Below are 17,503 nucleotides of genomic sequence, written 5' to 3' on the forward strand. Positions count from 1 at the left end.
TGGGGTCCGGCCGCGCATCCTGCGGGGACGTCACGGCCTCAGGCCCCTCGCCCGTGGTGGGGCGCCGCGCCGGTCCCGGCGCCGAGGTGTCCAGGAACGGTGGTGCGGCGGTCCCACCTGCGCAACAGGTCGATCAGCCCGAAGCAGAGCGCTGCGTAGCCGAGACCCACCACCCAGGGCAGCCAGCCGACCGGCGCGGTGTCGAAGAGCAGGTGCATGAAGGGCGCGTAGGTGAAGAGCAGCTGGAGCCCGACGGCCGAGGCGATCCCGCCGAGCACCCACGGGTTGCTGCGCCAGCCGATCTCCCGCAGCGGACGGTCGAAGGAGCGGCAGGTCAGCAGGTAGGCCACCTCCACCAGGATGAAGACGTTCACCGTCGCGGTGCGGGCCTCGGCCGGGTCGCTGCCGCCCATGGTCAGCAGCTCGAACGTCCCGAACGCGCCGAGCAGGAGCAGCACCGAGGTGAGGACCATCCGGCGCACCTGGCGCCCTCCGACCAACCGGCTGCCCGCCGCCCGCGGGGGGCGGGTCATGATGCCGGGCTCCTTGGCCTCCATGGCCAGCGGCAGGCCCAGGAGGACGGCGGTGGTCAGGTTGACCCAGAGGATCTGGACCGGCGTGATGGGCAGCGTCGTGCCGAGAAGGATCGCGGTGAGGATGACCAGGCCCTGCCCGAAGTTGGTGGGCAGGGAGAACGTGAGGAACTTGACGAGGTTGTCGAAGACGCCGCGGCCCTCCTCGACCGCGGCCTCGATGGACGCGAAGTCGTCGTCGGTGAGCACCATGTCGGCCGCCTCCTGCGCGACCTCGGTCCCGCCGCGCCCCATGGCGACGCCGATGTCGGCCTGCTCCAGGGCCGGCGCGTCGTTGACGCCGTCACCGGTCATGGCGACCACCTCGCCGCGGGACTGCAGGGCCCGGACGAGTCGCAGCTTGTCCTCCGGCGACACCCGCGCGAAGACGTCGGTGCGCTCGGCGAGCTCCGCCAGCTCGTCGTCGGGCACCTGGGCGAGCTCCTGGCCCGTCATGACGACCGGCTCCCCGTGACCTCCGCCCAGCCCGACCTGTCTCGCGATGGAGCGGGCGGTGGCGGCGTGGTCGCCGGTGATCATCTTCACCCGAACACCGGCGCGGAGGCAGGCGGCCACCGCGCTGACGGCCGCCTCCCGCGGCGGGTCGGCCATGGCCACGAGCCCCACCAGCTCCAGGTCGACGGCGTCGAGCTGACCCGCCGACAGGCCCGCGCCGCCGACCGGGGCCCGGCCGCTGGCGCAGGCGAGCACCCGGAGGCCGTCCGCGGCCAGGGCCTCGACCGTGTCGTGCCAGTGCCGGGCGTCCAGCGGCTCGCTGCCCCCGGCGCCACGCTGGGTGCCGCACCGGGCCACGACCGCCTCGGCGGCGCCCTTCACGTGGACGACGTCGGGGCTGCCGTCCTCCTCGCCCCGGTGGCGGGTGGCCATCAACCGACGCTCGGAGGTGAACGGCAGGGTGGCCGTGCGGGGTGTGCGCCCGAGCAGGCCACGCACGTCGAGGCCGTCCAGCTCCGCCGCCGTGAGCAGGGCGGTCTCCGTGGGGTCCCCGACGAAGCCGGCGTCCGGTGCGGGGCGGGCGTCGTTGCAGAGCACGCCGGTCAGCAGCACGTCGTGGGCCGGTTCCCGGGTCCGCGCCGCGTCCGACCGCTCGTCGCTCCCCGGTCGGTGCGGGCCGGCTGTCGTGACGACCCGCTGGACGGTCTGCTGGTTCTGGGTGAGCGTGCCCGTCTTGTCCGTGCAGATCGTCGTCGTGCTGCCGAGGGTCTCCACCGCCGGCAGCCGGCGGATGATGGCCCCGCGCCTGGCCATCCGGGTCACCCCGATCGCCAGCGTGATGGTGACGACGGCGGGGAGACCTTCGGGGATGGCGGCGACCGCGAGGGCGACCGCCGCGGTGACGATCTGCTCGAGGGGTTCGCCGCGCAGCAGGCCGACGAGGAACGCGACGGCCGCGAGCCCGAGGATGACCACCGTCAGGAACCGCCCGAACTGGGCGAGGCTGCGGGTGAGCGGGGTGGCCAGCCGGTCGGCGGTCGTCATCAGCCGGTGCACCCGACCCAGCTCGGTGTCACCGGCGTGCGCGACCACCAGGCCGCGGCCGCTGCCCCGGGTGACGAAGGTGCCCGACCAGGCCATGCTGGTCCGGTCGCCGAGCACCGCCTGGTGCGGCACCTGGTCCGAGGCCTTCGTCACCGGTAGCGACTCCCCGGTGAGGGTGGACTCGTCGACCGACAGCTCCTCGGTCACGGTCAGGCGCAGGTCGGCCGGCACCCGGGCGCCCTCGGCGAGCAGCACGACGTCGCCGGGGACGACGTGCTCGGTGGCGAGCTCGTGCGTCTGGCCGGCCCGCACGACGGTGGTCGTCCTCTCGACCATCGCGGTGAGCGCGTCCAGGGCGCTCTGGGCCCGCTGCTCCTGCACGAAGCCGATGACCGTGTTGACGACGACGACGGCCGCGATGACCGTCGCGTCGACGACCTCGCCCAGCAGGGCCGCGGCGACGCCGGCGGCCGCCAGCACGTAGATCAGCGGGTTGTTCAGCTGCGCCAGGAAGCGCACCACGGCACTCTGCCGGCGTGGCTCGGGCAGCCGGTTGGGACCGTGCAGCTGCAGGCGCCGCTCCGCCTCCTGCGGGCTGAGCCCCACCTCGACGTGGGTGTCCAGCAGGACGACCACCTCGTGGACGGCCATGGCGTGGTGCTTGCGGTCCGTGTCCGCCGTGGCTCCTGCCCGGGGGAGCGGCGGGGTGGTGGTCTCGTCGTCGCCGCGGTTCATGACGTGCCGTCCCAGGAGTGGATGTGACGCATCAGGGTGCGGCTCTTGCGCTGGACCACGCCCATCCGGGCCAGGATGTCGGCGAGGGTAGCGATGGCGAGGGTGACGTGGGGGCCCTTGTTGAGCATCACGCACTCGGCGCGCTGACCGGCGGCGGCGTCGGTGATCTCCGCCCGGGTGGGTTGCCCGGTCCGGGCCAGGGTGTCCAGCACCTGGGTGGCCCAGATGCAGGGCAGGTGGGCGGCTTCGCAGAGGGCGAGGATCTGCCGGGGGACCTCCGACATCCGTTCGTAGCCGATCTCGACGGCCAGGTCGCCGCGGGCGATCATGACGGCCACCCGGGGATGCCGCATGGCCACCAGCAGGATCTCGGGCAGGTTCTCGAAACCCTGGCGGGTCTCGATCTTGAGCACCAGCCCCAGGTGCTGCGCGTCCGCCGCGGCGAGCCGGTCCAGGACGTGCTGGACGTCCCCGCCGGTGCGGACGAACGAGACGGCGACCAGGTCCGCGTGCGCGGCGACGAACGGCAGCTGGGCCTCGTCCTCGGCGGTGAGCGCGGGCAGGTCGAGCACGGTGTCGGGCAGGTTGATGCCCTTCTGGGCGCCGAGCCGCTGCCCGCCGGGCTTGGTCCGGTCCACGCGCAGGGTGGCCTCCGCGGGCGCGACGGACTCCACGGTCGCCGCGACGGCGCCGTCGTCGAGCAGCACCGCGTCACCGGGTGCCATCGCGGCGACGGCCTGGGGCAGGGTGCAGCCGATCCGGGCCACCTCGCCCGCCGCGGGCAGGTCGACCGGGGTCAGGTCGGTCGTGAGCACGAGCGTGTCTCCGGCGGCGAGGCTGAGTCGTCGCAGCACAGGGGTCAGGCCCGACGCGGTGGTCCGGTCGCCGTCGCAGCGCAGAATCGTGCCGTCGGTGAGGTACGCGCTGCGGGGACCCTCGGCGAGCACCCCCTCGGGTCCGGCGTGCGTGACGGTGAAGGTGCGGTCCCGTCCTCGGGTGTCCCGCAAGGAGATGACGTCACCGGTCGAGCGGGCGGAGAGCCAGGGGCCGTCCACGCCGACGGGCAGCACCGCCCTCGTGCCCGGCGGGTCCTGGACCGGGGCGGGGGAGGGCCGGCCGTGGGGGGTCAGCCACAGGCGCGCCGGGGTGACGGTGCTGCCCTCGTCGTCGCGGGTGACGCGGGCTCGGCCGCGAGGCGGGCCGGCCGAGATGGGGCCGGTCCGCAGCTTGGGGCCGGGCAGGTCCATCTCGACGAGGACCTCTCGGCCCGCGGCCGCGGCGGCCCGACGCACGTGCTCCGCCATCCGGGTCCACGCGTCGGGGCCGTCGTGCGCGCAGTTGATGCGGGCGACGTCCATGCCCGCCGCGACGAAGGAGTCGACGAGCGTGGGGTCGTCGGCCGCCTCGCTGGGGAACGTCACCATGATCCGGGTCGGGCGTCCCGGACGGGTCGGCCCGAAGACGGCCTCGGTGTTGGTGTCCAGGAGGTCGTCGCCGCGGTCCAGGGCCGTGTTGGTGGCCTCGAGGTCCCATGGTCCCGGGTCCCCACGCAGGGCGCACAGCACGTCGCGGGCCGCGCCGACCTTGGCCAGCACGTCGGCCTCCGCCGTGGCCAGGGAGGTGACGCCGATGTCCATGAGGTCGTTCTGGAGCGCGCGACGGTCGTGCTGGCGCAGGGCCGCGTACCGCACCAGGTTGACGGCGCCCGCGCGGTGCTCGTCGCAGACCGCGGCGATGGCCTCGGCCTGGCTCCTCTCCGCCCCCGCCATCTCCTCCAGCAGCAGGTCCAGGGACGTGATCAGGTCGTCGAGGGTCTGCGGCATCGTCGGGGCTCCAGGTGGGGGTGGCCCGGGACACGCGTGAGCCACGGGTCAGCAGCGGTCGTGCCCCGAGTGTCGCCCCGGGCAGGGAGGCACGAGCGGGACCTAGGTCCGCCCCGCCCGCGGCCCACGTCCGGCGAGGCCGGGGGGTGACGGTGGCTGCTCCGCGTCGGCGGTCGCCTCGACCTCGACCGGGTGGTCGTCCCGGCCGGCCCGCCGGACCGGCCCGTCCGCCGCCTGGCGACGCAACCGGACGAGGCGCGTGAGGGCGACCGTCCCGATCACGGCAGCGGCAGCGAGCAGCACCGGCAGATCGGTGGCGTACCGGCCCAGGCCAAGCACCCAGGCCTGGGCGTCGTGCTCCAGGTCGGTCGTGTCGGCCAGACCCAGCGCGCCGGTCAGGGCGGCGGTGCCGTCGTAGCGGAGGAACAGCGCACCGATGACGACGAACAGCGCCCCGGACACCATGGACGTCGAGTGCAGCTGCAGCCGACCGACGCGGACCTGGCGGCCCCGGAGCCACCCGCGACGGCCGAGCTCGTAGCGGTCCCACAGCAGGGCGAGGACGAACATCGGCGCGGCCATGCCCAGCGCGTAGACCGCGAGCAGGCCGCCGCCGACCCAGGCGTCGTCGCTGGTCGCGGCGATGGTCAGGACGGAGCCGAGGATGGGTCCGGCGCAGAACCCGGCCAGGCCGTACACCGCCCCCAGGCCCAGCACGGGCAGCCAGCCGCCACGGGCTCCGGCGCGGCCGCTGAGGCGGGCCTGCAGGCGGGTGACGAACGGCAGCTGGAACCCGCGCCCGAGCAGCTGGAGCACCCCGAGGGCGATGATCGACCAGCCCGCGACCAGGATCAGGGTCTCGCGCTGCCCGTAGAACAGGGACGACACCAGGCTCGAGCCGACACCGAGCGGCACCAGGGTCAGGCACAGCCCGAGGTAGAACACCGCGGTGCGACCCAGCAGCTGGGTCGGCCGGGAGAACGCGTAGGCGAAGAACGACGGCACGAGCAGGGCGCTGCACGGGCTGAGCAGAGCGAGCACCCCGCCCAGGAAGGCGGCGACCAGACCCAGGTCGCTCATCCGGCCTGCTCCGCGGCGGCCTCGATGGTCTGCCGGAACGACTCCAGCGGCTGGGCCCCGACGACCGGGACGCCGTTGACGAGGAACGTGGGGGTGCCGGTGACACCCAGCTGCTGGGCCTCGGTGAAGTCGGCCTCGACGGCCTGCCGGGCGGCGGGGTCGGCCATGGTCGCGGCGAACGCCGCGCCGTCCAGGCCGGTGTCGACCGCGATCTGCTGCAACCGCTCCGCGTCGAGCTCTCCGCTGTTGGGCGGGATCTCCAGGTCGTACAACGCCTCGTGGAACGGCCAGAACATGTCCTGCTCGGCCGCGGCGCGTCCGGCCAGCGCGGCCGTCGTCGACTGCTCCCCCAGGTAGGGGAAGTCCCGCCACTCGATCCGCAGGACCCCGGTCTCGACGTACTCCTCGACGAGGGCGGGCTCGGTCTCGCGGGCGAAACGCCCGCAGAACGGGCACTGGAAGTCCGACCAGGCGATCATCACCACGGGTGCGTCCACGTCGCCGCGGGCGTACGGGTCGTCCGCCTCGCGCCGCGCCAGGCCGCTGAGCGCCTCCCGCGCGGCCGACTCCTCGCTGGAGACGGCCGTGGGCACGGCCTGACCGGTCGCCGCGGCGCCGTCGCCCGCTCCGTCCCCCTCGCCTCGGGTGAGCAGGACGACGACCACCAGCGCGATGACGGCGACGAAGGCCACCAGGGGCACGAGGACCTGGACGGTCGTGACGGGTGTGGTCGGGGTGCTGCTCGCGGGTCGGCTCATGGGTGCGCTCCTCGGTGCTCGGTGGGGTCGGCGGGGTCGGCGGGCTCGGCGGGCTCGGCGGGCTCGGTGGGGTCGGTGGGGTCGGTGGGGTCGGTGGGGTCGGCGGGGTCGGCGGGGTGGGCGGGCTCGGCGGGTTCGACCGTGTCCTCGCGGCCGGGGCGTAGTCGGGCGCTGACGGCGATGTACAGGACGGCGGCGAGGACGACGGCGAGGGCGGTGAGCTGGTTGACCCGCAGCCCGAGCAGGAGGTTGGCCTCGTCGGTGCGCAGCAGCTCCAGCAGCGCGCGCCCGGTGCCGTACAGCGCGATGTACAGCGCGAACGCGCGGCCGTGCCCGAGCCGGAACCGGCGGTCGACCCAGACCACCACCCCGGCCACGCCCAGGCTCCACAGCGACTCGTAGAGGAACGTCGGGTGGAAGGTCTCCGCGTCGCGGTAGGCCTGCGGTCGGTTCTCGGGGTCGATCCGCAGCCCCCACGGCAGGGTGGTCGGGGTGCCGAACAGCTCCTGGTTGGCGTAGTTCCCCCACCGGCCGATGGCCTGGCCGACCGCGATGCCGGGGGCCAGGGCGTCGGCGAACGCGGGAAGGGGGATCCCTCGCTGTCGGCAGGCGAACCAGGCCCCGAGCGCCCCGCCGAGCAGACCGCCGAAGATGGCGAGCCCGCCCTCCCACACCCGGAGCGCCGCCCAGGGGTCGGCCCCGGCGCCGAAGTAGTCCTGCCAGCGGGAGAGCACGTGGTAGACCCGCGCGCCGAGGATGCCGGACGGGACCGCCCACAGCAGCACGTCGGCCACGGCGCCCGCACGGCCACCGCGGGCGGTCCAGCGCCGCTGCGCGACCCGGGCCCCGACGACGACCCCCAGGATGATGAGCAGGGCGTAGGCCCGTACCGGCAGCACCCCCAGGTACCAGGTGCCCTGGTCGGGGCTGGGAATCCCGGGCCAGGCCTGCACGGCCAGCCGGTGCGCCGAGATCACGCCGGCACCAGCGCGCAGGACCGCTCGCCGACGAGACGTCGGTTCAGCGCCCACGCCAGCACGGCGATCGCGACGACCTGCAGCACGGGCTGGACCGGTTCGAACCAGCTCATCGCCCCCGCCGTGCCGAGCGCGAGCAGCACCAGCTTGTTGCACACCGGGCAGCCCACCGCGAAGAACGTCAGCGCCCCGCCGACCCAGCCGCCGCGCGAGGGCCCGGCCGGGGCCGTCCCGGCGGTCGTCGACCCGGCCTGCGCGCGGGGGTCGGCCACGTACGTGGCGGTGAGCAGCCCGGCGAGCACCGAGCTCAGCAGCAGGGCCGGCCACGTCCACACCGGGGGCGGGATCTCGCGCCAGAACCACCCGGTGTCGATGAGGTCGGTCGGGATGGCGATGACGAGCACGTACACCACCGCGGACGCCCCAGCCACGACCCACCGTCGCGCCGACCATCCGCGCAGTCCGCCGACCGCATCCATCAGGGTGGGCCGCGGGGTGCTCACGCGGTGACCTCGACCGGCAGGCCGTCGACGCGCCACTCGAGCATGCCGCCCTCGAGCCGCCTGGCCCGGCGACCCCTGTCGTGGAGCAGGCGGACCGCGTCGCTGGCCATGACGCAGTGCGAGCCCCGGCAGTAGGCCACCACGCCGTCCTCGGGCAACGTGTCCAGCGCGTCGGCCAGGTCACCGAAGGGGATCGACCGAGCGCCCCGGATGTGCCCGGCGTCGAACTCCTGCGCGGGGCGGACGTCCAGCACCACCACCTGGCCGGTCCGCAGCAGGTCGGCCAGGTCCCGACGCGACAGCTGCTCGACGTCGTCCACCGAGCCGGTGCCCAGGTAGGCCTGGAGCGCGCGGCCCACGTCGGCGGAACGGGTGCGGGCCACCAGGCCGAGCTGTGCGTACAACGCGGCCACGTCGTCACCGGCCAGCCCGTAGTGGATCTTCGTGCCGTCACGGCGGGTCGACACGACCGCGGCCGTCTTGAGGATCTGCAGGTGGGCCGAGGTCGTGCTCACCCCGAGCCCGGCCTCCCGGGCCAGCGACTCCACCGTCCGCTCTCCCTGGGCCAGCAGGTCCAGGATCTCCAGCCGCCGGGGGCTCGCGAGGGCCCGTCCCACCACGGCGAGGCGGTCGAAGAGCTCGCTGCGTTCTGCCTGTGTCATCTGATCCTCCAAAGATCTTTGGAGGAGCGTAGGGCATGGGTCGCCGGGTGGGGCACGACGGGGGGCAGGATCCTTCAGGCGTGGAGGGTGGGTGCGCGAGCGGGCCGCTCGGCGGGGTCGGTCGCCGTCCTCACACGTGGTCGAGGGAGCCGGGTCGCTGGGCGAGGTCGTCCTCGGCGTGGGCCACCACCGGGGTCCCGCCCTGTCCGACCGTGAGGTCCGTGCGGTGGTGGCCGTGGTAGGTCATGGCCCCACCGGACAGGAACTTCGTACCCTCGAAGCCGTTCTGCCTCAGGACGCAGTAGGCGATGTAGCTGCGGAAGCCCGAGCGGCAGTAGGCGTACACCGGCTTGTCCCGGGGGATCTCCGCCAGTCGTCGGCGCAGCTCGGTGTGCGGCACGAGCATCGCGCCGGGGATGTGCCACGCGTCGTACTCCGCCTGCGTCCGGGTGTCGAGCAGCGTGACCTCGCTCAGCACCTCGGGGAACTCCTCGGGGTAGCAGAGGTCGATGTCTCCCCGCAGCAGGTTCGAGCCCAGGAACCCTGCCATGTTGACGGGGTCCTTGGCCGAGCCGTAGGGCGGGGCGTAGGACAGCTCGAGGTGCTCCAGGTCGTACACCGACATCCCGGCGCGCAGGGCGACCGCGAGCACGTCGATGCGCTTGTCGACGCCGTCCCATCCCAGCACCTGCCCACCCAGCAGCCTCCCGTCGCCGGGTGAGAACAGCACCTTGAGGTACAGCGGTGCCGTGCCGGGGTAGTAGGCCGCGTGGCCGTTCTGGTGGGTGTAGACCTTGCGGTACTCCGTCCCCGCCGCCAGCAGCTCCGACTCGGTCATGCCGGTGCCGCCGGCCGTCATGTCGAAGACCTTGACCACGGCGGTCGCCTGCGTCCCCCGGTACGCGCTGCTGCGGCCGGCGATGGTGTCCGCGGCGATGCGGCCCTGCCGGTTGGCGGGCCCGGCGAGCATCGAGAGCACGGGCTCCCCGGTGAGCAGGTGGGTGGTCTCCACGGCGTCGCCGGCCGCGAGGACGTCCGGGTCCGAGGTGCGCATCTGCGGGTCCACCACGATCCCGCCGCGAGGGCCGATCGTCAGGCCGGCGTCCCGGGCCAGCGCCACGTTGGGGCGCGCCCCCACGGCCATGACCACGACGTCGGCCTCGATCGTCGTGCCGTCGGACAGGTCGAGCGCGAACCCGTCGTCCGCCGTCCGTCGGACGGCCTGGGCCGACGTGCCGAGCCGCAGCTCGACGTCGTGCTCACGCACGTGCAACTCGAGGATGCCGGTCATCTCGCGGTCGAGCCACGGCATCAACCGGTCCGTGCGCTCCACGACGGTGGTCCGCAGACCCCGGGCCCGGAACGCCTCGGTGAGCTCGAGCCCGATGTAGCTGCCGCCGACCACGACGGCGCTGGAGGCGCCGGCGTCCAGGTCGGCGATGATGCGGTCCATGTCCGGGATGTTGCGCAGCACGCCCACCCGCGGGTCGTCCGCCCCCGGGATGGGCGGGCGGACCGGCTCGGCGCCGGGGCACAGCACCAGCGTGTCGTAGGACTCCAGGTAGGTCCGTCCCTGCTGCTCGTCGCGGACCTCGACCACCTTGGCGTGCCGGTCGATGCGGAGCACCTCCTGCCCGGTCCGCACGTCCAGGGCGAGGCTGTCGGCCAGGCTGCGCGGCGTCTGCAGCAGCAGGCTCTCGCGCAGGGGGATGTCGCCGCTGATGTGGTAGGGCAGGCCGCAGTTCGCGAACGAGACGTAGGGGTCCCGTTCCAGGACGACGATCTCGGCCGTCTCCACGAGGCGCCTCAGGCGTGCCGCGGTGGACGCACCCGCCGCGACCCCTCCGACGATCACCGTCTTCATGGTCCGTCCCTCCGTCGTCGGGTCCCTGGGCCGGCGGGTGCCGGTGTCGACGTGGTGCGTCGGCTCAACGCCCCAGGAGCCGGGCGAAGAAGCCCGGGCTCGGGCTCTTCTCGTGGCCGGCGCACCGCTTGTCCCGCGGCACCCCGGCCAGCACCTGGTCCACGTGCTGGCCGCAGCCCGCCCAGGTGGTCTTGCCGCAGGTCCGGCAGGTGGCGGCTCGGCACATGGGGGTCTCCTTCGATGGGTCGGACGGTCGACTCCTGGCGGGCGGTCGCTGTGGCCGTCACTGTGTCAGATACCCCGTGGGGTATACAAGTCAGGCGACCTCAGGGTTGGTCGACCGCGTGCGGCCGGTGCTCGTCGTGCGGCCCGCCGTCCCGGTAGACGAGCACGGGGCAGGGGGCGTGGTGCACGCAGAACCCGGCGACCGACCCGAGGTGGAGCCCGGCCAGGTCGTGGCTGCCGTGATGTCCGTGGCTGCCGACGACGAGCAGAGCCGCGCCCCGCGCCGCGGCGGTCAGGGCACGCGCCGGCCGCTGGTTCACCAGTCGGAGGTGCACCCGCGCGTCCGGCTCGGGCCCGAGGGCGTCGGCGACGGAACGCTCGAGCACGTGCCGGGCGTCGCGCGCGTAGTCGGCCTCGGTGTACGTCGGCACGACCATGATCGAGAGCGGGATGTCGTAACCCGTGACGACGTCCACGGTGGCATCGGTGAGCCGCGCCTGGTCCACGGCCCAGCGCAGGGCCCGGACGCTGAGCGGGGAACCATCCACCCCGACCACGATCCTCGGGTGCACTGCCGTCTGCTCCATGCAGCCGAACGTATCGACGTCTCGGCGGCGGCGACCGGGCCCTTGGTCCCATGACCTCCGCACCACCGGAGGGACGTCAGCCGTGGTGCGCCTCGGCTCACGGCGTGCGAGCCGGCGCGTCCGTCCCCTCGGTCGCCTCGGTCGCCTCGGTCGCCTCGGTCGCCGACGCCACGAGAAGGTCGAGGCCGAGCGGGCCGCGGGCCAGGCGGGCGCGGACGTCGGCGTGGCGGAGCAGGAAGGCGCCCTCGTCGAGACCCTTGCGGCGAAGCCACGAGGTCACCTCCGTGCTGCACTTGCTGGCGTTGCACGGCCCGCACGCCGGCACCACGTTGTCCAGCGTGTACCGGCCCCCGCGGGAGATCGCCAGCACGCAGTCGCGCTGGAGGGCGCGGTCATCGGCACCGCAGTAGGCGCAGCCGCCCCACGCGGCGCTGAGCAGGCGCCACTCCTGGTCGGTCAGGTCGTTCTCGACCCGGCCCAGGCGACGCCGTCGTCGGCGAGCTGCCCGCGTGCGACGCACTCCGGTAGCCATCACGACAGGGTAGGTCTGAGCCGCTGCCACGCCGGGACGAGCCAGAGCGCGCCGTCGGACGACGTCGGTGCAGACCAGGATGTCGGCGAGGGTCGCGATGGCGAGAGCCACGTGGGGGATCAGGCGAAGCCGGGCCCCTGGCGCGTGGTGGTGGACCGGACCTCGCGCGAGGCCGGTGCTCGACGGTCTTCCGGTCGAGCCACGAGACGGACGCGCTGACCGCCTCGGCGGGAAGGCCGTACGCGGTGATGTCGCCGGGTGCAGCGTCATCCGAAGGGGATGAACGGGGGAGCCTGGGTCGTGCCGGGCGGTCGCGGTGGCCGAGGACACCGTCGGCGTCCCCTTCACCGGGCCCGTTCATTCATGCCGGGTGATGCTCGTCGTGGGGAGTCGTCCTTTACTCCGGATGGCGGTGGACCCATGGGCCGGGTCGACCTGTGGGGGCCGCCCGGAGGACAGGAGAGCGCCATGACCACCGCGACCGGTGTGCCCCCGGCGTCAGCCACGGTGACGACCGGTGCCCCCGGCGTGAACGCGCAGGTCGCAGGCGTGACGCTGTGAGGCGGCAGGAGCGTCGGAGGAGGACCCCGGATGTCGGCCCCCGCACGAGAACCGTTGACCGGGGCGCGGCTCCGGACGCCCCGCGCCGCCGCGGTGGCGGGCATCGCCTTCTCGGTGCTCCTCGCCACCGCCTTGGTCCTCATCGCGCTGGCCTCACCCGAGGACCCCGCCACGGTCGGCGCGTGGCTGACCGAGTCCCCCCGTCGGAACGTGATCCGGGTGGCGCTGGCGCTTGTGCCGTTCGCCGGCATCGCCTTCCTGTGGTTCATCGGCGTGGTCCGGGACCGGGTCGGGCAGCGGGAGGACCGGTTCTTCGCCTCGGTGTTCCTCGGCAGCGGCCTGCTGTTCGTCGCGATGCTGTTCACGGCCGCCGCGATCGCCGGTGCCCTGGTGACCGACGAGTCGCTGCGATCCGGCGTCGAGCCCGGCCCCACCGTCCTCGCGCTCGGTCGACGGGTCGTCGGCCTGCTGCTGCAGGACTACGCGATGCGGATGGCTGCGGTGTTCACCATGAGCACGTCCGTCATCGCGCTGCGGACACGGGTCGCCTCCCGGTGGGTCGGCCGGCTCGGGGTGGTGGTCGCGGTCGTGCTGCTGGTGAGCGTGGGCACGACGCCGTGGGTGGAGCTGCTCTTCCCGGCGTGGGTGTTCCTGCTGAGCCTCGACATCGTTCACCGCGAGCCGGCCAGGGCGGTCGGAGGGGGCCAGGGGTCCGCCCCGGACGGGGGAGCAGCCAGGTGACGGTGACGGGAGGCAGCGGTGGCTCCTGCGCCGTCGTGGGTTCGTCGTGGCGCTGCGGGTGCGGTGGTGTGGCACCTGGCAGGCCGGGCCACGGCGCACCGGGCGGACGTCGTCGCTCGAGCCCGGGGTCCCGTCGATGAACTGGGCGGAGGTCCAGTCCACCCCGGCGTTCAGCTTCACCGTCGTCGGGCTCGTCGTCGTCTTCGGGCCGATCATCGCCGAGCGGCTCCGGCTGCCGGGTCTGCTGGGGTTGCTCCTGCTGGGCGCCGTCATCGGGCCCAACGTGCTGGACCTCCTGCCCCGGGTCGCCGGTCTCCAGGCGGTGGGGAGCATCGGCGTGCTGTACCTGATCTTCCTCGCCGGCCTCCAGCTCGACCTCGAGACCTTCGTCCGCTACCGCGCCATCTCGGGCGTCTTCGGCCTCCTCACGTCCGTGATCCCGATGGTGCTCGGGACCGGCGCGGCGCTGCTGCTCGGGATCGGGCTGCTCCCCGCGCTGCTCATCGGCTCGTTCTGGGCGTCGTTCACCCTCATCGCGTACCCGACCGTCGCGAAGTACGGCCTGACGAAGACCCGGCCCGTCGCCGCGGTCGTCGGGGCGAGCGCGATCACCGACGCCGTGTCGCTCGTCATCCTCGCCCTCGTCGTCGGCGCCGAGACCGGCGACGCGGGCGGTGCTCGCCTCCTGCTCCAGATCGGCCTCGGGTTCGTCCTGCTGGGGCTCTACTGCTTCGTGGTGTTCCCGGCCATCGCCCGGTGGTTCTTCACCGGGCTGGGTCAGGAGCGGACGCTGCGGTTCATGCTCGTGTTCATCGGCCTGACGTCATCGGCGGCGGTCGCCGAGCTGGTCGGGGTCGAGCCCCTGCTCGGCGCCTTCTTCATGGGCGTAGGCCTGAACCGGCTCGTGCCCAACGCGAGCCCGCTGATGGGGGTGACCGACTTCGTCGGCAACGCCATCTTCATCCCCACGTTCCTCATCTCGGTCGGGCTGCTGTTCGATCCCGAGGTCATGTTCGTGTGGTCGACGATCCGACTCGCCCTCGGCTTCGCGGCCGCGCTGATCATCGGGAAGGCCCTCGCGGCCTGGCTCACGGGCCGCATCTTCCGGCTCGACACCCCAGAGGTCGGGGTGCTGTTCTCGGTGTCGGTGGCACAGGCGGCCGCGACGTTGGCCGCGACGGTCATCGGCTTCGAGATCGGGCTGTACGGCAGCGACATCGTCAACGCGGTCATGGTCGTCGTCGCCGTGAGCCTGGTCCTGACCTCGATCGGCACCAACACGTTCGCCCGCGAGATCCCGCCACCCGTCGTCGACCGGAGGCGGGCCGGTGAGACGGTCCTGGTTCCGGTCCTCGGCGACGTCGACGGCTGTGCGGACCTGCTGCGGCTCGGCCTCGACATCGCTGCCCCGGCCGGCGGCATCGTCCGGCCGCTGGTCCCGGTGACGTCGTCGGGCCCCGGTGACATCCCGGCCGGACGAGCGAAGCAGGTCGAGGTGGACCGGGTCCTGCGGGAGCTCGGCGGCGACGCCGAGACGGTGCTGCGCCTCAACCGATCGGTCGCCACCGGGCTGAACCAGGCTGCCCTGGAGACCGAGGCGTCGCTGCTCCTGCTCGGCTGGCCCGGCCCCACGGACCTCCGGGCGCGGATGGTGGGTGCGAACTACGGCGAGATCGTCGCGGCCACCTCCGTCCCCGTCGCCGTCGCCGCTCTGCTCCCCGGCACCGACCGGCGGCGCGTGGTCCTGTACTCGGGCGCTCGGGACCTCGCGCCTGGTCAGCTGTCCAGCATCGCGCTGGGGCTCGAGCTGGCGGCCACCCTGTGCACCAGGGGCTCGGACCTGGTGATCGGCCCGGTCCAGCCGTCCGCGCTCACTGCCGCCGGCCTCACCCTCCCGTCGACGGTCGAGCACCGCGACGGCGAGCAGGACCTCGAGGCGTGGGCGGCATCGGCCACCGACCCGGGGGACCTCCTCGTCGTCCCGTTCCACGACACGTCCGTCACCGCGGCTGCCGACCGGGTCCACCGGACGCGACGATCGGTGCTCGCCGTGAACCACAACCCGGAGACCTCGCCCGACAAGGCCGTCAGTCCCATGAACCTCGCCGTGGGCCGGTCCTTGGGGGCCTGACCCGGGCGGCCGGGCCACCCACCAGGCCCACGCCGGATCAGGGTCGACGCAGGCGACCGGACGACCTCCGCGAGGACCCGTCAGGGGGCGTCCGGGGCCGACGTGGGGGAGGACAGACGGGCCCGGTAGGTGTTCCGTGCCTCGACCGAGGCGTGGTGCCCGGACAGGTCGTGCAGGCCCGGGGGCACCTCGGTGCCGACCGTGGGGTGGACGTGGACGGTGACCCGGTCGAGGTTGGGGACGGCGTGCAGGAGCTCGTGCTGGACCAGCTCGGCCAGCTCATGGGCCTGCGGCAGGGTGAGGTCGGCGCTGACCCCGATCTCGGCGTCGCCCTCCATGCGGTGCCCGGACCAGCGTGCCCTGACCTCGCTGACCAGGTCGACGCCCGGGACGGCCTCGGCGGCGGAGCGCATCCGGTCCAACACGGCCGGTTCGATGCCGTCCATCAGCCGCCGGACGATGATGACGAGGGAGTTGACGAGGATGCCGGCGATGGCGACGGCGATGAGCAGGCCGGCGACGGCGTCGGCGCGCGCGAAGCCGAGCCACACGCCGACGACGCCGAGCACGACCGCGATGGACGTGAACCCGTCGGCGCGGGCGTGCTGGCCCTCGGCGATCAGGGCGGCGGACCCGATCCGCCGCCCGGTGCGGATCCGGTACATCGCCACGACCTCGTTGCCCAGGAACCCCACGACGCCGGCGGCGAACACCCAGCCGAGGTTCGTCAGCTCGCGGGGGTTGATCAGGGCGTCGATCGACTCCCAGACGATGAGGACGATGGTCGCGATGATGACGAGGGAGATGAACAGCCCGACCAGGTCCTCGGCGCGGCGGTAACCGTAGGGGTACTTCGCGGTCGGGGCCCGACGGCCGAGTCGGAACGCGATGATGAGCGGGATCGTGGTGGCGGCGTGGCCCAGGCTGTGGATGGTGTCGGCGAGCAGGGCGATGGACCCCGAGATCGCGACGATGAACACCTGCACCGCGGCCGTGGCCATCATCCCGGCCAGGCCGATCCAGGCGGTTCGGATGCCGTCCCTGGCGGACTCCTCCGCGGTCTGGATGGCGTCGTTGGCGTCATGGGCGTGCGGGACGACGGCGTGCTTCACCCGAGCCAGCCACGAGCTCCCCTGCTGGTGCACCTCGTGCTCGTGGGCGTGCTCACCGTGGTCGTGGTCACCGTGGGCGTGCGCACCGTGGTCGTGCCTCCCGGCGTCCGGGGCGGGGGGTTGCTCGGTCGTCATCGCGTCGAGCCCTCCAGGTCGGCGCCCGTCGTCCGGTCGCTCGTCCGCCGGTCGGCGTGGTGCGCGGGCAGCCCGGGACCGCCGTGCTCCGCGTGCCGGAAGGCATCCACGAGGAGCTGGGCGATGTGGTCGTTCTCGATCCGGTAGTACACGAACGTACCCTCGCGCCTGGTGCTGACGATCCGGGCCAGGCGCAACCGGGCCAGGTGCTGGGAGACCGCCGGTGCCGGCTTGCCGACCGTGGCGGCGAGCTCTCCCACGGACAGCTCCGCGTCGAGCAGCGCCCACAGCAGCTGCACGCGCGTCTCGTCGGCCAGCATCTGGAACGTCAGCACCGTCTCGCTGACGAGGTCAGGGGTCGGGCGGGGGAGAGTGCTGCTGTCTGCGTGCATACGCAAGTATGCAGGGGTGGAGGCCGCGCCTGGCAAGTCGGCCACGTCGGTCCGTGCGAGGGGCGAGCGCCCGCGCAGCCGTGACCGCGGCTGTCTCGACGTGTCGTGGTCGGGAGCACGGCTCGTCGTGGGTCATCCTGGGCAGGTGGGTCAGGTGGGAGCAGCAGGGGTGGTGGGGTACGCGAGGCGTGCCGCTCGAGCTGCTGCCGCCCTCGTGGTGCTGTCCCTGCTGTTCGTCGTCTCGATGGGGCTGGTGCACACCGGGACGGACGGGCACGCCACCGGCACCGATCACGTCCACGCGGCGACGTCGTCGGTCGTCGAGGACTCCGATGCAGGCGAGCCCCCTCATGGTCACGACGACCACCACCACCACGGGGAACCGGTCGACAGCGAGGCGGGTGCCCCCGCGCTCGACGGTGGTGGGCCGCACGACGACGCCCACCACGACGACGACGCCCACCACCACCACCTCGTCGACGTCGACGCAGGTGTGGTGCTGCAGGTCCTGGTGGCGGCCCCGGACCGGGCGGGCCCCTTGCGCCCGATGACCGCGGCCTCGATGCCCACCCCGCTCAGCGACGGCGGCGGCCGCCCCGACTGACGGGGTGTC

The 17,503-nt window shown here is 73.6% G+C and carries 16 protein-coding genes; 3 read left to right on the forward strand and 13 right to left on the reverse strand.

Features of this window, described 5'->3' with window-relative positions; translation table 11 throughout:
- Window positions 1–38 precede the first annotated feature (38 nt).
- From ACR80Q_RS04695 to ACR80Q_RS04745, 11 genes are all read right to left on the reverse strand, one after another.
- The gene (locus tag ACR80Q_RS04695; RefSeq protein WP_435376393.1) at window positions 39–2,807 is read right to left on the reverse strand and encodes a cation-translocating P-type ATPase; all 2,769 of its coding nucleotides are present in this window, start codon (window positions 2,805–2,807) and stop codon (window positions 39–41) included.
- Window positions 2,804–4,630, reverse strand: coding sequence for a pyruvate kinase (locus ACR80Q_RS04700; RefSeq protein WP_435376394.1), 1,827 nt, complete (start codon window positions 4,628–4,630; stop codon window positions 2,804–2,806). The genes ACR80Q_RS04695 and ACR80Q_RS04700 overlap by 4 nt, the downstream gene beginning before the upstream one ends.
- A gap of 102 nt (window positions 4,631–4,732) precedes the next feature.
- A complete protein-coding gene (locus ACR80Q_RS04705) occupies window positions 4,733–5,710 on the reverse strand; it encodes a cytochrome c biogenesis CcdA family protein (RefSeq protein WP_435376395.1) in 978 nt (325 codons plus the stop codon).
- Window positions 5,707–6,468 carry a DsbA family protein gene (locus tag ACR80Q_RS04710; protein WP_435376396.1) on the reverse strand — a complete coding sequence of 254 codons (762 nt, stop codon included), beginning with the start codon at window positions 6,466–6,468 and terminating at the stop codon, window positions 5,707–5,709. The genes ACR80Q_RS04705 and ACR80Q_RS04710 overlap by 4 nt, the downstream gene beginning before the upstream one ends.
- Entirely contained in the window at window positions 6,465–7,445 is a 981-nt protein-coding gene (gene lgt / locus ACR80Q_RS04715; protein WP_435376397.1) for a prolipoprotein diacylglyceryl transferase, read from the reverse strand. The genes ACR80Q_RS04710 and lgt overlap by 4 nt, the downstream gene beginning before the upstream one ends.
- Complete coding sequence (locus ACR80Q_RS04720; RefSeq protein WP_435376398.1) at window positions 7,442–7,948, reverse strand: hypothetical protein; 507 nt, start codon at window positions 7,946–7,948, stop codon at window positions 7,442–7,444. The genes lgt and ACR80Q_RS04720 overlap by 4 nt, the downstream gene beginning before the upstream one ends.
- Window positions 7,945–8,610: an ArsR/SmtB family transcription factor gene (locus tag ACR80Q_RS04725; RefSeq protein WP_435376399.1), complete on the reverse strand. Its 666-nt coding sequence runs from the start codon at window positions 8,608–8,610 to the stop codon at window positions 7,945–7,947. The genes ACR80Q_RS04720 and ACR80Q_RS04725 overlap by 4 nt, the downstream gene beginning before the upstream one ends.
- A 130-nt stretch (window positions 8,611–8,740) precedes the next feature.
- Window positions 8,741–10,474: an FAD-dependent oxidoreductase gene (locus ACR80Q_RS04730; protein WP_435376400.1), complete on the reverse strand. Its 1,734-nt coding sequence runs from the start codon at window positions 10,472–10,474 to the stop codon at window positions 8,741–8,743.
- Window positions 10,475–10,538: 64 nt separating this feature from the next.
- Window positions 10,539–10,700, reverse strand: a complete 162-nt coding sequence (locus tag ACR80Q_RS04735) for a DUF8730 family Cys-rich protein (RefSeq protein WP_435376401.1) — start codon at window positions 10,698–10,700, stop codon at window positions 10,539–10,541.
- Between the two features lie 100 nt (window positions 10,701–10,800).
- Window positions 10,801–11,286 carry a universal stress protein gene (locus ACR80Q_RS04740; protein ID WP_435376402.1) on the reverse strand — a complete coding sequence of 162 codons (486 nt, stop codon included), beginning with the start codon at window positions 11,284–11,286 and terminating at the stop codon, window positions 10,801–10,803.
- Between the two features lie 97 nt (window positions 11,287–11,383).
- Window positions 11,384–11,818 (reverse strand): HNH endonuclease, encoded by a 435-nt coding sequence (locus ACR80Q_RS04745; protein WP_435376404.1) that lies wholly within the window; start codon window positions 11,816–11,818, stop codon window positions 11,384–11,386.
- A gap of 591 nt (window positions 11,819–12,409) precedes the next feature.
- Here ACR80Q_RS04745 and ACR80Q_RS04750 point away from each other — a divergent pair.
- Together ACR80Q_RS04750 and ACR80Q_RS04755 are read left to right on the forward strand one after the other, a co-directional pair.
- The gene (locus tag ACR80Q_RS04750; RefSeq protein ID WP_435376405.1) at window positions 12,410–13,120 is read left to right on the forward strand and encodes a hypothetical protein; all 711 of its coding nucleotides are present in this window, start codon (window positions 12,410–12,412) and stop codon (window positions 13,118–13,120) included.
- A 136-nt stretch (window positions 13,121–13,256) separates the two neighbouring features.
- Complete coding sequence (locus tag ACR80Q_RS04755; RefSeq protein WP_435376406.1) at window positions 13,257–15,251, forward strand: cation:proton antiporter; 1,995 nt, start codon at window positions 13,257–13,259, stop codon at window positions 15,249–15,251.
- An 80-nt stretch (window positions 15,252–15,331) separates the two neighbouring features.
- Here ACR80Q_RS04755 and ACR80Q_RS04760 read toward each other — a convergent pair whose 3' ends face one another.
- Window positions 15,332–16,498, reverse strand: a complete 1,167-nt coding sequence (locus ACR80Q_RS04760; protein ID WP_435376407.1) for a cation diffusion facilitator family transporter — start codon at window positions 16,496–16,498, stop codon at window positions 15,332–15,334.
- Window positions 16,495–16,890 carry an ArsR/SmtB family transcription factor gene (locus tag ACR80Q_RS04765; protein WP_435376408.1) on the reverse strand — a complete coding sequence of 132 codons (396 nt, stop codon included), beginning with the start codon at window positions 16,888–16,890 and terminating at the stop codon, window positions 16,495–16,497. Before ACR80Q_RS04765 ends, ACR80Q_RS04760 begins: the two co-directional genes overlap by 4 nt.
- A 154-nt stretch (window positions 16,891–17,044) precedes the next feature.
- Here ACR80Q_RS04765 and ACR80Q_RS04770 point away from each other — a divergent pair, with 154 nt between their 5' ends.
- On the forward strand, window positions 17,045–17,494 hold the full coding sequence (locus ACR80Q_RS04770) for a hypothetical protein (protein ID WP_435376409.1): 450 nt from the start codon (window positions 17,045–17,047) through the stop codon (window positions 17,492–17,494).
- Window positions 17,495–17,503: the final 9 nt, after the last annotated feature.

Source organism: Aquipuribacter aurantiacus (assembly GCF_051216895.1).
In the GTDB taxonomy this organism is placed as follows: Bacteria; Actinomycetota; Actinomycetes; order Actinomycetales; family JBBAYJ01; genus Aquipuribacter.